The following is a 17155-nucleotide window of genomic DNA, read 5'->3' on the forward strand; positions in this document are numbered from 1 at the left end:
CATCTCATTTATAGCACCAACCATCCATACCGTCAACCGGATTTCCGACCCGTTCTGACAGGATTTCCCATTTTCCGATTAATTTTATCCGGCATCTGGATCCGGCACCTCACAATGCTGTTTTCTCACAGCGCCAGCTCCACTTTTCCTGAAGCTTTATCAGCCTCTCCGCACAAATCCTCTTCTCACTAGGCGGAGATCGTCACCGATCAGCGGTATGATCTTATACTTGCTCATGATCCTCGAAGTCACGCGCTCCGTGAATGCATCCTGGAGTTCCCCCAGTGTCAGGTTTGTGGAGATGATCGTTCCCTTGTTCCGGTTCAGGCGCTCATTCACACAGTAGAACATCTGCGACGCCGTAAAGGTATTGATCAGCTCCGTTCCCAGATCATCGATGATCAGAAGGTCACAGTCCAGGATATAAGCGGCCCGGTCCTTCGCCTCATCGTCATCATTTCCATTAAACCGGCTGCCCGCCAGAATATCGAACATATCCGTCGCTGTCAGATAGACAACGGAATAGTACCTGCGGATCAGTTCTCTCGCGATGCAGTTGCTCAAAAACGTCTTACCACAGCCGGTATTTCCGGTAAACAGGATACTTTCCTTTTCATTTTTGAAGTTTTCCACATACTCTTTGCATTCCCTGATCATCATGGACATATAGTCGTAGACGGTCATTCCCGTCTTCTCATCCACATGGGTCCTGTCATAGTATTCCATGGACAGGGTATCAAAATTCTCGCGCTCCAGGACTTCGCGGATATTGGACTGATCGTAAAGGATCTCAATTTCCATATGCCGGAAACAGTGGCATTTCTTTCCATCTGCATAGCCCGTATCCTTACAATCCGGGCAGACATACTGGAGTTCCAGATAATCTGCCGGATATCCGTTCTGTTTTAAATAGAGCGCTTTCTGCTCCTTTAAGAATTCCGCGTCCTTTTTCAGCTGGTCCGCTGCCGCCCGGTCACCGGCAAGGAGCTTTCTCGCCGCCTGGGCCATCGTCGCCGCAAGCTCGTCGGACAGCGCCTCTACCTGCGGAATCTTTTCAAAAACTTCAGCAACCCGCTGATCCTGGTCCCGCTTATCCTGAAACTGTCTCTGGTTGTAGACCCGCATGATCGCATCATACTGGGAATTACTGAGTGCCATCCGCACTTCCTCCTTCTTTTCCAGGTCGATCCCGTCCCCGGGATTTTTCCTTCCTGCCTGTCTTTTCCATGTGCCGCGCAGCAAGTGCGCTCATCTGCCGGAAAGTTACTTTCTGCTTTTTATATCCGCCCAGACATAATCATCATAATTATAGGACCGCTGCTCAAAATTATTGAAGCGGTTTGAGGACGTGTTCCGGTTCTGCTTCGGTGCTGCCGTGGATTTCTTCGCCTGCTTTTCCTGACGGCGTTTATCCAGGGCTGCGACGTCCTGTAAGGTCCTCACGCCGTTTTCTTTCCAGCCCGTGAGGATTTTATCCGCATACGGGAAACTCGCCGATCCTGTGGCCGTGAGCGTCCTGTTGCATGCCTCCGTGACGATCGCGGAATCGAAGCCAAATTCCTTAAACCAGCGGCGCATAAATTCCTGCTCCGCAGTTCCGGGAATCCTTCCCATGATGCCGAATGCTTTCTTAACCGCAGACATATCTTTTGAGTATCTTATAGAGTATTCTCGCGCCTCATCCTTAGTATGAATTCCTTCCTCATACCATTTTAAAGCTACTTTCTCTATGTAGCGAATGCTCGTGTGGCCGCCTTCAGCACAGTATTCCGCGAGATATTCGAGAAGCTCGCATGACATGTGCAGTACATCGTAAAAGTAGGCAAATTTCTCACATTCGATCGCGCTGAATGTCTTTCCGAGATACTGCTGAACCGCGTAGAGAAGCGCGGAGAATTCCTCATCGGAGGAAAGGCGTTTCATACGGTCGTAACTGTTTCCTGCATCCGGGATCGCAGGTTTTTCCATGGACGGCACATCCTGGGATGCCCCTTCGTCCATCGGAACCTCCGCCCCTGATTTCTGTCCGTTCATTTCTCCCCGTCCGGGCGCAGATCCCGCATTCTGACGGTTTTCTGCGAACCTCGCGCCTGAATTTTCTGTCTCTTCTGCCATCTCCCGCGTCACCGCAGTCTCCTGCTCTTCCACGGATTCTCTTTCCGGTGCAAGGACACCGGTCCGCTCCCAGTATGCCAGAGCGCGGCGGACATCCGCCTCTGTGTGGTTCAGCGCATCCGCGATATCCGGGATCTCTATGTTCTCACCTTCATGGCGCAGAAGATACAGATACACTTTTACATATTCTCCGCTGGCTGTCCCCATATATTCGTCGATAAAAGTATTGGAAACGGCGGTCACCGCCGCATTGATGTTGTTTTTATAGCCCAAGCTCATTCTTTTCACCCTTTATATTCACGTTACAGTACGCGGGCACTTCAGTGCCCGCGCACTGTAACAGGATTTTGCCGATGCTTCGCATTCCAAATCGGCAAAATCCGCGACCACAACGGTATCATACGGAATTTTCAGTTCAGAAAATTCCTACCCGTGCAAAGTAACATATTCACGTCCTATCTGCAAATATCATACCATACGCCCTAAAAAAATGAAATAGCCGGAATTATCCACTACTCTAATTGTGGATAATGTGGATAACGTGGATAAACGCATTACATAACTGTCAAAAAAGCTCTTAAAATCCCCATAATTCCTTATTTTTCCCGGCTTTCCGGCATTTCCCGATTTTCAGTTATGTAAATCAAAAAATCCACAGGGTCTTCAACAGATTTCTGTTGAAAACTCTGTGGATAATGTGGATAACTTACTGTCCAAGGAGCTTTTCGCCCACTTTTACAATATCTCCGGCCCCCATAGTTATCAACAGGTCGCCGTTGACACAATTTTCAAGAAGGAATGTCTCGATCGCGTCGAAACTCGGGAAATAGTGGGTATCCGTCCCCAGCGCGGCAATCTTTTCCGCCAATGTCCCAGAGCTGATTCCCAGATTGTCCGTCTCCCGGGCTGCATAGATGTCCGCGAGAACCACATGGTCCGCTGCGGATAAGGACTTCGCGAAGTCATCCATCAGCGCCTTGGTTCTCGTATATGTATGCGGCTGGAAGACGCACCAGATCTCACGGTGCGGGTAATTTTTCGCCGCTGCCAGAGTCGCCGCGATCTCCTGCGGATGATGCGCGTAGTCATCAATGACGGTCACGCCGCCGATCATGCCTTTTTTCTCAAATCTGCGGTGTGTACCCGTAAATCTTAAGAGTCCGTTCCTGATCCCATCGCCGCGGATTCCCAGCTCGTGAGCCGCTGCGATGGCCGCCAGGGAATTGTATACATTGTGGATCCCCGGTACACCGAGAGTAATCGTGTCAATGGCTTTTCCGTCCTCTAAAAGAGTATAGGTTGCGCAGGCATTCTCGTTGAATGTCACGTCTGCGGCGCTGTAATGGCTCTTTTCCGGGTCGCTTCCGACGGTGATCACCTTGATCGGAAGTCCGTCGCAGATCTCTCTGTAGTCACGGATATCGCTGTTGATGATGAGGATTCCGTTTTCCGGGAGAAGTTCCGCAAATCTGCGGAATGAATGGCGGATATCTTCGATATCTTTAAAGAAATCGAGATGGTCTGCTTCTATATTTAATATGATCTCCATATTCGGGAAAAAGGACAGGAAGCTGTTTGTATACTCGCAGGCCTCTGTCACGAAAAGTTCCGGTCCGCCGACACGGATATTTCCGCCGATGGAGTCCAGCATTCCGCCGACGGAGATCGTCGGGTTCTTCTTTTCATCCATCAGGATCTCAGTCAGCATGGAAGTTGTCGTTGTCTTTCCGTGGGTTCCGGACACAGCGATGGATTTCTCATAGTTTTTCATGAGCTGTCCGAGAAGCTCCGCTCTGGAGAGGATCGGGAGATTCTTTGCCGCTGCCGCCGCGTACTCCGGGTTATCCGGGTGAACCGCCGCTGTGTATACAACAGCGTCGATATCGTCGGTAATGTTCTCCGCCCGCTGCCCGTAGACGATCTTTGCGCCGTGGGCGGTGAGCTTGTCGGTGAGCTCGGACTCATGGGCATCAGAGCCGCTTACTGTGAATCCTCTCTCCAGCAGGATCTCAGCCAGTCCGCTCATGCTGATTCCGCCAATGCCGATAAAGTGAATATGTTCTGGTTTATTAAAATCGATTTGATACATCGCAGTCTCCTTTCGGATATTTGATCTCTATTTTAGATATTTTTATACTGTGTACATTTAAGCACATAAAAAATATGTGCTTAAATATGCACGGTCTTTTACACATGATATCACAAAAGCAAAAGAAAATCTATCCTCGTGGAAAAATTAACATGCGGCGAAATTTACGCAAATCTTTTCTTTTCCATGCAGCACTTTCTATAAAAGAATGTGCCTTGGCACATTCTCGCGCCTCGCGCGGTCGCTTGCGATAATCTACATCTTCGCGCGAGTGCACATCTTTGGCACGTTAGTGTCTTTTTATGTAACAGGGCATTCCTCGGAATTTCCTGTTACACAAAAATCCCGCATCTACTGAATTTCTCATCCAATAGATACGGGATCACTGATTTTACGCTGCAGCTTTTCCAAAAATCACATGCTGATACCGGATCAGAACGGATAACAGGATCTGTCCAAGAATACCGATAGCCAGAATCTCTCCGATTCCGACTGTGATCGTGGAAAACCAGATCATGTCCTCAGAACCGTATGCGAAACGGAGCACCCACGGAACAATGATCATGTTCGCGAGGATCGGCGGAACAGATACCAGATAGCGGTTTTTCCGAAGCAGATAGGAACCTACCGCACCGATCAGGGTGGCAATACTTCCAAAGATCACATCGAGAGCCGCCGCGCCGCCAAGGAAGTTGGCCAGCAGGCATCCGATAAAGAGTCCCGGAATTGCCGCCGGGGTAAAGTACGGAAGTACGCAGAGAAGCTCAGAGATCCGAAACTGGATCGGTCCAAAGCTGATCGGCAGGAACACCATCGTCAGCACCACATAGATTGCCGCGATAGCCGCCCCGTATACAAGTGTCAGTACCGGGCTGTTTGTTGCGTTGTTTTTCATATTCAGTTTCTCCTTTAGTTTTGTTTTACGAGTGGAAGGTCACGAACACTCGATTCATTTTCGCGCAGCAATGAGTCAGGCGGACATGCAAGTATGTATATCTGACGAATGCTGCGGAAGGCATATACTGCAAGTATATGACCTTACGCCGGGAATCGGCGAAAGCCCTTTAAGACCTTGGTTTTTGCGGGCTTAGCAACGTTTGAAAGTATATCACTGCCTTTCTAAGATTTCAAGTTAAAAATTCAATTTTTCCAGAAGATAAATGGGTACGGTCTCTATTTTTCCTTCCTGCCCCCCTAACGTATCACCTTTCAAATACAATAAACAATCAGCTTTTCCCGATTCCAATACTTTTTTTGCCGTATTTCCAATATGTTTTCCAGTTTTCACTTCTATTGCATATCTCCGGGAGGACTTCAGACCTTGTACCACAAAATCTACTTCTCCACCCTTAAAAGTCGCAAATGCTGGCATTTCAAAGGCAATTTCTTCTGGAAAATCCTGCCGCTTCTTCAAATTAATATATACAAAGTTTTCACTCAGCATGCCTGCAATTTCTGTTTGTGCAGCCCCAACTCGCGCCATATAATAACTTGCTAATCCCAGATCCATAAAATAACATCTGCATCCTGGTTTAAAATTTAGAATGTCCATTTCTATAATTTTCCCACAAAATCCAATTACGCCGCAAAAACGTAACCAACTAATTGCCCGGTTGCAGACTGCCTTACTAATATTGCTGGAATAGTCTCTTGTTACCAATTTTTGAAGTTCTTCACTGATACTATCTTCTTCAAGTCCCTTTTTTTCTCTGCCAAGTATCCTGCAAATTGAAAGAAAAATATCCGTAAATACCTGGGTGTCAAGAACATCTGTAAAATAACGAATTGATTCATTCATAAAGGTATCAATGATTCTAATCAATTCACTCCGTGCTCGCTCTATACTTTTCGAATTTAAGTATTCACGAACAACAGATGGATAACCACCAATTTGACAATATATATCATACCATGATTTTAATTCTGCCCCTGTCACTGAATCCAGTTTTTTTCCAAGCAGCTTATATTTTTCAAATAGATCCGTATCCGCTGCTTCCAGAAATTCTTCATATGATAAGGTATAGATTTGAATACTTGTAACATCCCCACTTGAATACCGAAATTCCGGTTCATAGATTCTTCCAAGATAGCTGCCTGTAACAATAAAGCGGCACCGAAACTGTCGTGTGAATTCACGAATTCGGTTATAAATTTCTGCTGACTCTTGAATTTCATCTATGATAATAACGGTGTCCTCTGTGTCTGAAAAATTTTCATCAAACAGACGAAATGCATCATGTAGCGGAGCTTGAGGGCGCGGTCCCTCTCCCGGCTGCCAATCGCATGCCTTTTGATAGCAGGAAAGGAACTGTTCTCCGCTCAGTTCAAATAAGTTTATATACACTTTATGACTAAAATTTTCATCTGCAAATTTGTTAATGATATACGTCTTTCCTACCTGCCTCGCACCATTAACCTCTAGTGTCGTATGACAATTGTCATTTTTCCATTTGAGTAATGTCTGGTAAACATGCCTTTTAATATCCATACATTCACTTCCTATTTTAATTTTATTGGCTTTCCCTTCTTCAGCTGCTTTCATATTTAACAGGTTATATTTTTTTGTACTCAACAGGAGTATAATTTCCTATTACCACTGCTGCATTGAGTGCTGCCAATTTTACAAGAGCGGATACTGACAATTTTTTATCTTCCCAAAACAATTCCATAGGAATATAAAATTCCGGGAAAAATTCTCTTGAATTTGAATGCCAATAGCCATATTTTCTCGCAAACACAGGAGCTGCCTCATATTCCAAGTTAAATGCATTTCTATGAGTCTCATCTCCGCCTGATCTTCCCCGCGTCAAAGAAAGCACAAATGCACAAATCCAAACAGCAGCAAACTCTTCTTCCTTTTCACAAGAACATAACAAGGCAGCCGTTCTAATTGTTCCTTTGCTCCACCCTGCTTCAATTTCCATTCGTCCTGAAGTTAGGGCCGCTACATCAGATTCAATAGATTCCTTCTCTCTTTCTTTTTCAATCCAGTTGAAGCTGTAACACGGTCCAAATCGCGGTTTAGAAATTTCTGTTTTTAAACAGTACTTTTGAGCTGATAAAACAGGAAATTTACACATTTCCCATTTCCAGACTTTATAAATGTCTTCCCATTTCATTGTATCATTTTTATTCATACTATCTCCCTAAATCTTACACTATCTCTTATTCATTATCCATATAAAATTGCTGTTCATTCCAATGCGTGAAAAAATACGGATGATCTTCCTCTAAATTACTATTGGAATATAAAAAAGTAATAATATCTTCATCATCAAACATGTCAAAAACCCAGTCCTCTGAATAGCCCAAATTTTTACTATCTGTTGCTACCCGTTCATCGCTGACTTCCATAAACGCCATTGCTTCCTCATTACATAAATAAATAATGAGTTCTTCCATAACTGTATGTGCTTTAACCATTCTCCCAGTACTTAAACTTCTGCGCAAATGAACAAGTGTACATTTCATTTGATAAAGAAAATCATACGTATATCTCATCAGAAACTGTGCAGGAAGATCCATCTTAATAAACGATGTGTTTAATTGACCAATATGAGAACCCACAGGCATAGATGCAAGATCTGATAGATCCTGTTCAATATAATCAAGCAGGACATCACTGCCTACGGCAAAAGACACAGCTGCTTTAACTCCATAGTTATCTGCTAAAAACTGTGACCATGCTTCATGTCCCTTGTATTCTTCAATCAAATTTTTCCCCGGCTCACTGCCTGCATTGTCAGGAAAACTGCGCCAGTTTAGAGCCTTACAAATTCCTTTACATTTATCTTTTCGAATAGAGCCTCCTGATTCATAGCGGCACCAGGTTTTTACACCTACGCCCGCTCGCGAAGCCGCTTCTTCAATTGTGAGTCTAAGTTCATTGCGCCTGACTTTTATTTTTTTTCCAAGATCCTCATTGCTTAATATTGTTTTAGGAGCCATATTCACTTTCCTCCTTGGTATTTATTGACATGTTATTATATAGTCATTATGTCATTATATATTATGATTGTCAAGTTAAAATTCTCCTCAACTATAAAAGACCTCCATTCCCAATTGACATTTCCCTACTCATCTGCTATGCTGAATACCGTTAGTTAGCTACAGCTAATTGAAAGGAGTTTTACTTTGACATATTTATGGATCAATCCGGTATCGGAGAGGATGATCTCGGGGGCGGCGCTTGAGGGGCTGCTTCGGAGGCATCAGCTGACACGGGTCACCTGCCAGGGGGACTGGGGCGAGATCGTGCTTCGAAAGTACCGGGAGCTTTTAGAACATGCAGATGGAACTTTTGCGGATGCAAGATGCCCGGAGGCGGTATCTCTGGTGCATTCCCTGCAGCCTGAGATCCAGATCGCGGATATTGAGCCGATTCTGATCCACTGTGCAAGAGAACTTGCAGAACGTCCGGATCTTGCGGATGGCAGAAAGATCATCACGACTCCATGCCGGATCTTAGCTGATATGGGAAATAAGTTGGAATTAAAAGACACACATTTCGTACCGTGGAACAGCTTTCTCGCATCAATCAGCGAACCGATGGAACCTGCGCCGGACGCAAGCCCGATCCCGCCTGGATTCTTTAAGGACCTGCCGTTTCCAGTGGTCAGTAAGTCCGGCCGCCCAGCGATCGAATCCTATGTAACCGGAAATGAATGGAAGGATGCAAGACTGATCGAGCTTTTATACTGCGTTCAGGGCTGCCACAGAGGAGATGGAGTGCGATGAATCAGAAATTTAAAAAATATTTCCCACCGCTCATCGGTATCCTGGCGGTCTTCACCGTCTGGTATATCGTCTGCCGCGCGGGCATCTTAAGTTCCTATGTGCTCCCGTCCCCGGGGCGGGTCTTCCAGAGCTTCTGCAAAATGCTGCAAAGCGGTGAACTCTTCCGTGACTTAAGGATCAGCTTCCTGCGCGTTGGAAAAGGCTTTGTAATCGCCTTTATCCTGGCATTTGCCTTCGGCATGCTGCGGGCGATGATTCCGGCCTCCGCAGGTTACTATGAGTACCTGGTGCAGTTCTTCAAGAACGTACCGCCGCTCAGCATGATCCCGCTACTTATTTTATGGTGCGGAATCGGCGAAACTACAAAAACGGTCATCATCGTTCTGGCCTCCTTTTTCCCGATGTATTTAAACATCGTCAAGGGATTTACGGGCTGTGACCGGAAGCTTCTGGAGGTTGGAACCATGTTTGGCTACACAGAACGCCAAAAATTTTTCCGCATCATGCTGCCCTACGCCATGGCGGACATTCTCGTAGGAATGCGCATCGGTCTGGGCTACAGCTGGCGCGCTATCATCGGTGCGGAGATGGTCGCAGCGTCCACCGGTCTGGGACACATGATCCTGTTCGCCCAGCAGATGTCCCGGACTGACAAAGTCATCGTCGGCATCTTCGCGATCGGCATCGCAGGCTATGTGACAGACCGGCTCTTCGGTCTTCTCATCAGCATCTTTCTGAAAGGAGCCGGTGAAAATGGCTGGAATTAAGTTAAAAAACATTCATAAGACATATCAGGTCGATGGCCGGGCATTTCCTGTCCTGAACGGCATCGATCTTGAAATCCCTGCTGGAAAGATCACCGTGATCCTCGGTCAGAGCGGCTGCGGAAAAACAACACTCCTGCGGCTCACCGGCGGTCTGGAATCCGCCGACGACGGCGAGATCCTCTGGGACGGCGATCACAAAACCGCCTTTGTGTTCCAGGAACCGCGGCTCATGCCATGGTTAAACGTCTGGGACAACATTATTTTCGGGCTGAAAAAGAATCAGGTCGATCGGGCCAAAATTCAGGACATCATCACGACGGTAAATCTTTCCGGCTTCGAGAAAGCATACCCGTCCCAGCTCTCCGGCGGCATGCAGCAGCGCGCGGCGATCGCCAGGGCGCTTGCCTATGAGCCGACTTTCATCCTGATGGACGAGCCGTTCGCCGCTCTCGATTATTTTACGAGAGAGCAGATGCAGAAAGAGCTTCTCCGCGTCCAGCAGAAGGAACATTCCAGCATCATGTTCGTAACCCACAGCATCGATGAGGCGCTGATCCTGGGTGACCAGATCGTTGTGATCGAAAAAGGTCTCGTGAAACATGTCTATCCGGTGAAGGCAGCGGCCGGAGCGCGAAATCTGCTGGATGAGGAGTTTATTGCGCTCAAGAGAGAGATTATAGAGCAGTTGAATTTTCTTAATTAGATATATTTTATATAAAATTCAATTTAACAAAGTCAGGGACACCTCTGCATTGCATAAGCAATGGGCGGGGACTTACTTATATCGGGATGGAGCAAGCCATCTCTGACAAGTTGCGCAACAGCTATTTGATTATGAACAAGCAACAAAAGCAGATTGCGAATATCTCTTGACTTCTTATGGATATCCGCCTGCAACCCAGGCATATCACATACATTTAATTTTCTACTTATTATGAGGAGGACAACACAAAATGAAAAAACTGATCGCATTAGGACTTGCGGCGTGCATGACATTTTCCCTTGCGGGCTGCTCCGGATCCACAAGCAAAGAGACAGCGGCTGCTTCTGCAGCAGAGACAACCGCAGCTGCTTCCACAGAAGCGGAAACTTCCGCTGCAGCATCTGACACAGCGACTTCCATCGACAAACTCACCGTTACTTATGTGACATCCCCGTTAAACGTACCGACCATCATCGAAAAAGACCAGGGAATCTTCGAGAAAGAGCTCGGCGTTCCGGTTGAGTATGCAGAGCTTACTTCCGGTGCTGACCAGACACAGGCTCTTGCTTCCGGCGATGTTCAGGTTCTTTACGCAGTAGGCGCAACTTCCGTGATCCTTTCTGCTGCAAACGGCGCTGACATCAAGGTGTTAAACATGTATAGCCGTTCCCCGAAGGCATTCTGCATGTACTCCAAAGATGAGACTCTGACAACTCCGGAGAGCTTAAAGGGCAAGACGATCGCAGGACCGACAGGTACCAACCTTCATGAGCTCCTTGTCTCCTACCTTGCTCAGGCAGACATGACTCTTGACGATGTAAATTATGTAAACATGACCATCCCGGACGCAAAGGCAGGTCTTGACGGCGGCAGCGTTGATGTTGCCCTGCTCGCAGGCGCAACTGCTTACAACGCAGAACAGCAGGGCTACCACCTTGTTGCAGACGGCGAGGGCCTGATCAGCGCCCTGATCGCGGTTGCGACAACTCAGAAGTTCTACGACGAGCATCCGGATGTCATCGAGAAATTAAATGCTGCACAGGACGAGATCGCATCCTACATGGCTGACAGCCAGGACGAGACCATGGAGACTGTTGCCGCAGCTCTTGACCTCGACGTGGACGCTGTAAAAGAGATGTACGGCTACTACGATTTCTCCACAGAGATCACCGACGCCGACAAAGAAGGTTTCCAGAAGACTGCTGACTTCATGTATGAGTCCGGCATGATCGAGAACGAGCTGGATGTGAATACGCTGTTTATCCAGTAAGATCCGGTGTACGCGGAAAGACGCCTTGTAAATCCCAATGTGATCAGACAGATGTTCTCTGTTTGATGTTCTGTTGGCATCTTATTTTATTTCACACGTTTATCGAAAATAACCGCTCCTGTTTTCTAAGGACAGGGGCGGTTATTTTTGTTTTTTGAAACCCGGAGCAAAATATCCACATTTTCCATCCGTCCCCTGCGGAAACTCTTCCTATTTTCCCATTATTACGGTATACTAAAAAACGTGCATTCACTGTTTTCCAGATTTTCTTCATGATCTCAAGATACACATGGTGCATTCACATACTCCCACATATATTATTTTCTCGAAAGGACACGTACATGACAATTTCCCACCCACTCACAAGACTTCAGAAGTTCCGGCTTCTGTCTCTGATCCCTATTTATTTCATGATCGTCGGCCTGTTTTTGCAGCCTGTCACTGAGATCATCCCCGGTCTCATCACGATCATCAAAGAACCGGATTTCCTAATCACAGACTACTTTCTGATCGGCGGGATCGGGACTTCCTTTATCAACGCCGGTCTGCTGACTCTTCTTTGCATCTGGACAATCTATTTTCTCGGAATGGAGATGGACGGACACACGATCACGTCGAGCTGCCTGATGTTCGGGTTTTCCCTTTTTGGAAAGAACCTTTTAAATATCTGGGCAATTCTTCTCGGCGTATACCTCTATTCCCACTATCACAAAAAACACATGTCCAGCTACATTTACATCGGTTTTTACGGCACCAGCCTGTCCCCGATCATCACGCAGATCATGTATATCTCGGATCTGCCCTATGCAGTCCGGCTCATTGCAAGTCTCGCGGTCGGGCTCATCATCGGTTTCGTGCTGCCGCCGTTATCCACCCATGTCCACTATGCGCATAAGGGCTACTCGCTCTATAACGTCGGATTCTCTTCCGGTATCATCGCCACTGTTATCGTATCCGTGCTGAAATCCTTCGGGATCACCACCGAATCCCGCCTGATCTGGTCTGAGGGCAACAACCAGCTTCTGTTTGCGATCCTCTGCGGTCTCTTTATTGCCATGATCGCAGCCGCGTTCCTCTTTGGCGGAAAGAACGTTGGAGACTCTTACTGGAAGATCTTATCCTGTTCCGGGATCGGCGGAACCGACTATCTCCGTGACAACGGCGGCGCTGCAACCGTCCTCAACATGGCGCTCAACGGGCTGTTCGCAACAATCTTTGTTCTCGGAGTCGGCGGCGAGTTAAACGGACCGACGATTGGCGGGATCTTCACGATCATCGGCTTCTCCGCAACCGGAAAACATATCCGAAACATCGCTCCGATCATGTTCGGCGTTCTCCTCGCAAGTTTTACGAAACACTGGACCATCAATGCCCCGTCACCGATCCTGGCGCTTTTATTCTCGACCACATTGGCACCCATCGCCGGAGAATTCGGTGTGTTTGTCGGACTTCTCGCCGGATTCCTTCACTCCTCCGTCGCCTTAAATGTCGGAATTGTGTATGGAGGCATGAATTTATATAATAATGGATTTGCAGGTGGAATTGTTGCAATTTTCATGGTCCCAGTGATCCACTCGATCATGGATCGACGGGCGCGGGCGAAGGAGGATGTTTCCCTGTAAGAAATTGGGGCAAAAACCTCGGCTGGCATCTGCCATGAAACAACGTAACCATTGTATTGCTTCGAATTTCCTGCCCTCAAGACCATTGCTGTGAACGATACAGACTGTAAATAAGATTTTATATAGAAATGATAATGAATAACAAGCAACCAAAAACGACTCCTGCATTTTCATCAGAAAATGCTTTCAACAACAACCGATCAATCTATCTTCGCCTGCTCGCCTGGATTCCGGCACTCTTTGTCGCCACCGCGATCTTCTGGTTCTCCTCAAAGCCGGCCGTCGAATCCACGGAAATGAGCGATTCCGTGAGCCGACTGATCCTGCTGATCGGGACGAAACTCGGTTTCTTCCGCGGGAATCCGGCACAGTATGCCGAACTCATCGAACTCATGAGTTTCCCCGTCCGGAAAACCGCCCACATGACAGAATATCTGGTCTTTTACGGAACGGTCCGCTTTGGACTCCATTTTTCGTACCGGGCCCCGTATCTTCGACACCGCCTTTTCGCCGCTTTTGCGATCGTGTTCTGTTACGCCTGCACGGATGAGTTTCACCAGCTCTTCGTACCGGACCGCGCGGGACGATTTACGGATGTGATGATCGACTGTTTCCTCGTTCTCGTTATCACCGTCATTTGTTTCGCCCGCCATTACAGACAGAACCGGCAGGAAAAATCTGACTCTGCCCGATAACCCAGGGAAAAAATCCGCATATAAAATAACAAAAATCCCCGGCTATGACTTTCTCACCATAGCCAGGGATTTTTATTATTTCAGGAATTTTATAACGACCATTTTTTCATAACTACGAAAAAAGTCACGTTTTTACAGCATCGGCACCACCACATTCCCCCAGAACCAGCTCACCGGCATGACAAGCACCATGGCGGGGATCATATCAGCAACCGGGAAGTTGTGGATCTTTGCGATGCGGAAACCTGTGGCCAGAAGAAGGAAACCGCCGCAGGCCTTGAAGTCCGCGATCATATCCGGTGTGGTAAGCGGAAAGATGAACTTCGCCGCAGCGAAGATCGCGAGAAAGATCATGCACTGTGGGATCGCAACAGCCGCAACCACCATTCCCAGGGTTCCTCCAAAGATCATCGCAGTAAAGAAGTCCAGGATGGACTTGGAGATCAGGATCGTGTGGTCACCGCTCATTCCGGAGTCCAGGGAACCATAAATTCCCGTTCCGCTGGCACAGAACAGCACGATGATCGTCACGAGCATCGTCATGTACTCTTCTCTGGACATGGACGTATTCTTATTCGGGAAGATCTTTCCGACCGGCTTCTCCATGCACGCCGCGCCGTAGTTGATGATCCCGCCGAGATTCACCGCCAGTCCAAACGCGGTTCCAATGATCACCGCAAAAATAACGGCGGGCATATTTTTCATGAGTCCGATGGAACTCACGCCCATTCCCATGGAGCAGACACCGAAGATCTTCGTGAGTTCTGAATTGATCCTTGTGGGCAGCTTATGCCCAAATAAAGCCCCAACCACACCGCCGATGGCGACGGACAGGGCATTGATGATAATTCCTACTGGCATACATCCTTCTCCTTTGCACAAGTAACTGCGGTGCAAGGGAGTCCCTGCACCGCAGAATTGACAGTTCGTTATTTAATTTTAGCACAAAGTACGGTATAGCGCAAACACTTTACCTCGCAAAAGTGCATGTTCCCAATTACCATTTCGACAACATTCTTCTGCATTTAAGTCGAACGACCGTGAGACTTGGCGTGTGATTCTGGTCAGCGAAACTGGCTTATTCCTATCAAAATCACTGTACATCCTCGCGGAGCGTTTCCCGGACGATTCTTAGATCCCATGCACCGCGTCACACATCGACTTCACATATTCCTTCACATACGGAACCGCGTCTTTTCCATACGTTCCGCAGAGCTTCACGATCGCGGAACCAACGATAGCTCCGTCGGAGAGACCTGCCATCTTCTTTGCCTGCTCCGGTGTGGAAATTCCGAAACCAACCGCACACGGAATGTCCTTCGCTTTCTTCACAAGTTCTACCATCGCGCCGATATCCGTTGTGATCTCGCTTCTCGTTCCGGTAACGCCAAGAGAGGATACGCAGTATACAAAGCCGGATGCCTCTTTCGCGATCATGCTGATACGCTCGTGGGAGGTCGGGGCAATGAGGGAGATCATGTCCATGTTATACTTCTTGCACACAACATCGAACTCCTCCTTCTCCTCATACGGAACATCCGGTAAGATGATTCCGTCCATGCCGAGCTCAGACGCCTTCTTAATAAAGCGCTCTGTCCCGTAGGAGAACACAACGTTCGCGTATGTCATGAATACCATCGGAATTTGTGTATTTTTCCGAATTCTTTCAACCATTGCAAAAATTTTGTCGGTGGTCACGCCGCCGGACAGAGCGCGGGTATTGGCCGCCTGAATCACCGGTCCCTCTGCCGTCGGATCGGAGAACGGAATTCCAAGCTCGATAAGGTTTGCTCCTGCCTCCTCCATTGCATATACAAGCTGCTCTGTGACCTCTAAGGACGGGTCACCGCAGGTGATAAACGGGATAAATGCCTTTCCATTTCCGCCTTTGAAGGCGTTTGCGATCTTACTCATGAATATCCTCCCCTCTGTATCTTGCGATTGCTGCACAGTCCTTGTCTCCTCTTCCGGAAACATTGACGACAATGATCTTATCCTTGCCCATCGTCGGCGCGAGCTTCATTGCATGCGCAATGGCATGAGCGCTCTCGATCGCCGGAATGATTCCCTCGATTCTGGAAAGATACTCGAACGCCTCGACTGCCTCGTCATCGGTGATCGCCACATACTGGGCACGGCCTGTATCGTAAAGATTTGCGTGTTCCGGTCCGATTCCCGGATAGTCAAGACCTGCGGAGATGGAATATACCGGGGCGATCTGTCCGTACTCATCCTGACAGAAGTAGGACTTCATGCCGTGGAAAATTCCGAGACGTCCTGTCGCGATGGTCGCCGCTGTCTCTGCTGTGTTCACGCCGCGTCCTGCTGCCTCGCAGCCGATAAGCTGAACGTCCTTATCCTCGATGAAGTTGTAGAATGCGCCGATAGCGTTGGATCCGCCGCCGACACAGGCGAGAACCGCGTCCGGAAGACGTCCCTCTTTCTCTAACATCTGCTCCTTGATTTCCTTGGAGATAACCGCCTGGAAGTCACGGACGATAGTCGGGAACGGATGTGGTCCCATGCAGGAGCCGAGAACGTAATGGGTGTCCTCGATCCGGTTCGTCCACTCTCTCATCGCCTCGGAAACAGCATCCTTTAATGTGCCGGTTCCTGTCGTCACCGCATGGACTTTTGCTCCGAGAAGGCGCATCTTGTATACATTGAGCGTCTGTCGCTTCGTATCCTCCACGCCCATGTAGATCTCGCACTCCATGCCAAAGAGCGCCGCCGCCGTCGCTGTCGCCACGCCGTGCTAACCGGCTCCGGTCTCTGCGATGACACGGGTCTTTCCCATCTTCTTCGCGAGAAGGACCTGACCGAGTACGTTGTTGATCTTGTGGGCGCCGGTGTGATTCAGATCTTCTCTCTTTAAATAGATCTTTGCTCCGCCGAGATCCTTTGTCATGTGCTCCGCATAGTAGAGTCTTGACGGTCTGCCTGCGTACTCATTTAAAAGTATTGTAAGTTCTTTCTGGAATTCCGGGTCATTTTTGTAATGGTTGTATGCCTCTTCGAGTTCCAGTACCGCATTCATGAGCGTCTCAGGAATATACTGACCGCCATGTGCGCCAAATCTGCCTTTTGACATAGATGTTTCCTCCTCTTGTAGCCTGATATTGTTTCAGATCGACTTTGTCGATCATTTTTTGCGTTC

15 protein-coding genes and 1 pseudogene are annotated in these 17155 nt (G+C 48.0%); 6 read left to right on the forward strand and 10 right to left on the reverse strand.

The window, feature by feature from the left end; all coding sequences use genetic code 11:
* Positions 1 to 159 precede the first annotated feature (159 nt).
* The 7 genes from ACXMYH_RS14775 to ACXMYH_RS14805 form a co-directional block, all read right to left on the reverse strand.
* Positions 160 to 1158, reverse strand: coding sequence for an ATP-binding protein (locus tag ACXMYH_RS14775; RefSeq protein WP_118531606.1), 999 nt, complete (start codon positions 1156 to 1158; stop codon positions 160 to 162).
* 105 nt (positions 1159 to 1263) lie between these two features.
* Entirely contained in the window at positions 1264 to 2394 is a 1131-nt protein-coding gene (locus ACXMYH_RS14780; protein ID WP_243022289.1) for a DnaD domain protein, read from the reverse strand.
* A 427-nt stretch (positions 2395 to 2821) separates the two neighbouring features.
* Complete coding sequence (gene murC / locus ACXMYH_RS14785; RefSeq protein ID WP_118531507.1) at positions 2822 to 4204, reverse strand: UDP-N-acetylmuramate--L-alanine ligase; 1383 nt, start codon at positions 4202 to 4204, stop codon at positions 2822 to 2824.
* 391 nt (positions 4205 to 4595) lie between these two features.
* Positions 4596 to 5099, reverse strand: a complete 504-nt coding sequence (locus ACXMYH_RS14790) for a QueT transporter family protein (RefSeq protein ID WP_015552939.1) — start codon at positions 5097 to 5099, stop codon at positions 4596 to 4598.
* 237 nt (positions 5100 to 5336) lie between these two features.
* A complete protein-coding gene (locus tag ACXMYH_RS14795; RefSeq protein WP_486463573.1) occupies positions 5337 to 6776 on the reverse strand; it encodes an ATP-binding protein in 1440 nt (479 codons plus the stop codon).
* Positions 6757 to 7341: a hypothetical protein gene (locus tag ACXMYH_RS14800; protein ID WP_215701886.1), complete on the reverse strand. Its 585-nt coding sequence runs from the start codon at positions 7339 to 7341 to the stop codon at positions 6757 to 6759. Before ACXMYH_RS14800 ends, ACXMYH_RS14795 begins: the two co-directional genes overlap by 20 nt.
* A gap of 28 nt (positions 7342 to 7369) precedes the next feature.
* Positions 7370 to 8152: a helix-turn-helix domain-containing protein gene (locus tag ACXMYH_RS14805; RefSeq protein ID WP_215701887.1), complete on the reverse strand. Its 783-nt coding sequence runs from the start codon at positions 8150 to 8152 to the stop codon at positions 7370 to 7372.
* 186 nt (positions 8153 to 8338) lie between these two features.
* Between ACXMYH_RS14805 and ACXMYH_RS14810 the strand changes: the two genes are divergently transcribed.
* The 6 genes from ACXMYH_RS14810 (at position 8339) to ACXMYH_RS14835 (ending at position 13998) form a co-directional block, all read left to right on the forward strand.
* The gene (locus tag ACXMYH_RS14810) at positions 8339 to 8941 is read left to right on the forward strand and encodes a hypothetical protein (RefSeq protein WP_486555174.1); all 603 of its coding nucleotides are present in this window, start codon (positions 8339 to 8341) and stop codon (positions 8939 to 8941) included.
* Positions 8938 to 9708, forward strand: a complete 771-nt coding sequence (locus ACXMYH_RS14815) for an ABC transporter permease (protein WP_486555175.1) — start codon at positions 8938 to 8940, stop codon at positions 9706 to 9708. The genes ACXMYH_RS14810 and ACXMYH_RS14815 overlap by 4 nt, the downstream gene beginning before the upstream one ends.
* Positions 9695 to 10411 (forward strand): ABC transporter ATP-binding protein, encoded by a 717-nt coding sequence (locus tag ACXMYH_RS14820; protein ID WP_118597555.1) that lies wholly within the window; start codon positions 9695 to 9697, stop codon positions 10409 to 10411. The genes ACXMYH_RS14815 and ACXMYH_RS14820 overlap by 14 nt, the downstream gene beginning before the upstream one ends.
* A 250-nt stretch (positions 10412 to 10661) precedes the next feature.
* Positions 10662 to 11681: an ABC transporter substrate-binding protein gene (locus ACXMYH_RS14825; RefSeq protein WP_486555176.1), complete on the forward strand. Its 1020-nt coding sequence runs from the start codon at positions 10662 to 10664 to the stop codon at positions 11679 to 11681.
* 341 nt (positions 11682 to 12022) lie between these two features.
* Positions 12023 to 13303, forward strand: coding sequence for a DUF1576 domain-containing protein (locus ACXMYH_RS14830; RefSeq protein WP_118531495.1), 1281 nt, complete (start codon positions 12023 to 12025; stop codon positions 13301 to 13303).
* Positions 13304 to 13437: 134 nt separating this feature from the next.
* Positions 13438 to 13998 carry a VanZ family protein gene (locus tag ACXMYH_RS14835; protein ID WP_486555177.1) on the forward strand — a complete coding sequence of 187 codons (561 nt, stop codon included), beginning with the start codon at positions 13438 to 13440 and terminating at the stop codon, positions 13996 to 13998.
* 132 nt (positions 13999 to 14130) lie between these two features.
* On the opposite strand, the gene ACXMYH_RS14840 is transcribed toward ACXMYH_RS14835, so the two are convergent.
* The 3 genes and pseudogenes from ACXMYH_RS14840 to trpB all read right to left on the reverse strand — a co-directional run bounded on the left by ACXMYH_RS14840 (position 14131) and on the right by trpB (position 17089).
* Complete coding sequence (locus ACXMYH_RS14840; protein ID WP_486555178.1) at positions 14131 to 14859, reverse strand: DUF554 domain-containing protein; 729 nt, start codon at positions 14857 to 14859, stop codon at positions 14131 to 14133.
* A gap of 270 nt (positions 14860 to 15129) precedes the next feature.
* On the reverse strand, positions 15130 to 15912 hold the full coding sequence (trpA, locus tag ACXMYH_RS14845) for a tryptophan synthase subunit alpha (protein WP_486555179.1): 783 nt from the start codon (positions 15910 to 15912) through the stop codon (positions 15130 to 15132).
* Positions 15905 to 17089: pseudogene (trpB, locus tag ACXMYH_RS14850) on the reverse strand (tryptophan synthase subunit beta). Before trpB ends, trpA begins: the two are co-directional and overlap by 8 nt.
* Positions 17090 to 17155: the final 66 nt, after the last annotated feature.

The organism is Pilosibacter sp. NGB245, assembly GCF_057397225.1.

Bases quoted from the DNA above. Each gene is read 5' to 3' on its own strand.
- ACXMYH_RS14775 (WP_118531606.1), bottom strand. From the start codon at position 1,158: ATGGCACTCAGTAATTCCCAGTATGATGCGATCATGCGGGTCTACAAC.
- ACXMYH_RS14780 (WP_243022289.1), bottom strand. From the start codon at position 2,394: ATGAGCTTGGGCTATAAAAACAACATCAATGCGGCGGTGACCGCCGTT.
- murC (WP_118531507.1), bottom strand. From the start codon at position 4,204: ATGTATCAAATCGATTTTAATAAACCAGAACATATTCACTTTATCGGC.
- ACXMYH_RS14790 (WP_015552939.1), bottom strand. From the start codon at position 5,099: ATGAAAAACAACGCAACAAACAGCCCGGTACTGACACTTGTATACGGG.
- ACXMYH_RS14800 (WP_215701886.1), bottom strand. From the start codon at position 7,341: ATGAATAAAAATGATACAATGAAATGGGAAGACATTTATAAAGTCTGG.
- ACXMYH_RS14805 (WP_215701887.1), bottom strand. From the start codon at position 8,152: ATGGCTCCTAAAACAATATTAAGCAATGAGGATCTTGGAAAAAAAATA.
- ACXMYH_RS14815 (WP_486555175.1), top strand. From the start codon at position 8,938: ATGAATCAGAAATTTAAAAAATATTTCCCACCGCTCATCGGTATCCTG.
- ACXMYH_RS14820 (WP_118597555.1), top strand. From the start codon at position 9,695: ATGGCTGGAATTAAGTTAAAAAACATTCATAAGACATATCAGGTCGAT.
- ACXMYH_RS14825 (WP_486555176.1), top strand. From the start codon at position 10,662: ATGAAAAAACTGATCGCATTAGGACTTGCGGCGTGCATGACATTTTCC.
- ACXMYH_RS14830 (WP_118531495.1), top strand. From the start codon at position 12,023: ATGACAATTTCCCACCCACTCACAAGACTTCAGAAGTTCCGGCTTCTG.
- ACXMYH_RS14835 (WP_486555177.1), top strand. From the start codon at position 13,438: ATGAATAACAAGCAACCAAAAACGACTCCTGCATTTTCATCAGAAAAT.
- ACXMYH_RS14840 (WP_486555178.1), bottom strand. From the start codon at position 14,859: ATGCCAGTAGGAATTATCATCAATGCCCTGTCCGTCGCCATCGGCGGT.
- trpA (WP_486555179.1), bottom strand. From the start codon at position 15,912: ATGAGTAAGATCGCAAACGCCTTCAAAGGCGGAAATGGAAAGGCATTT.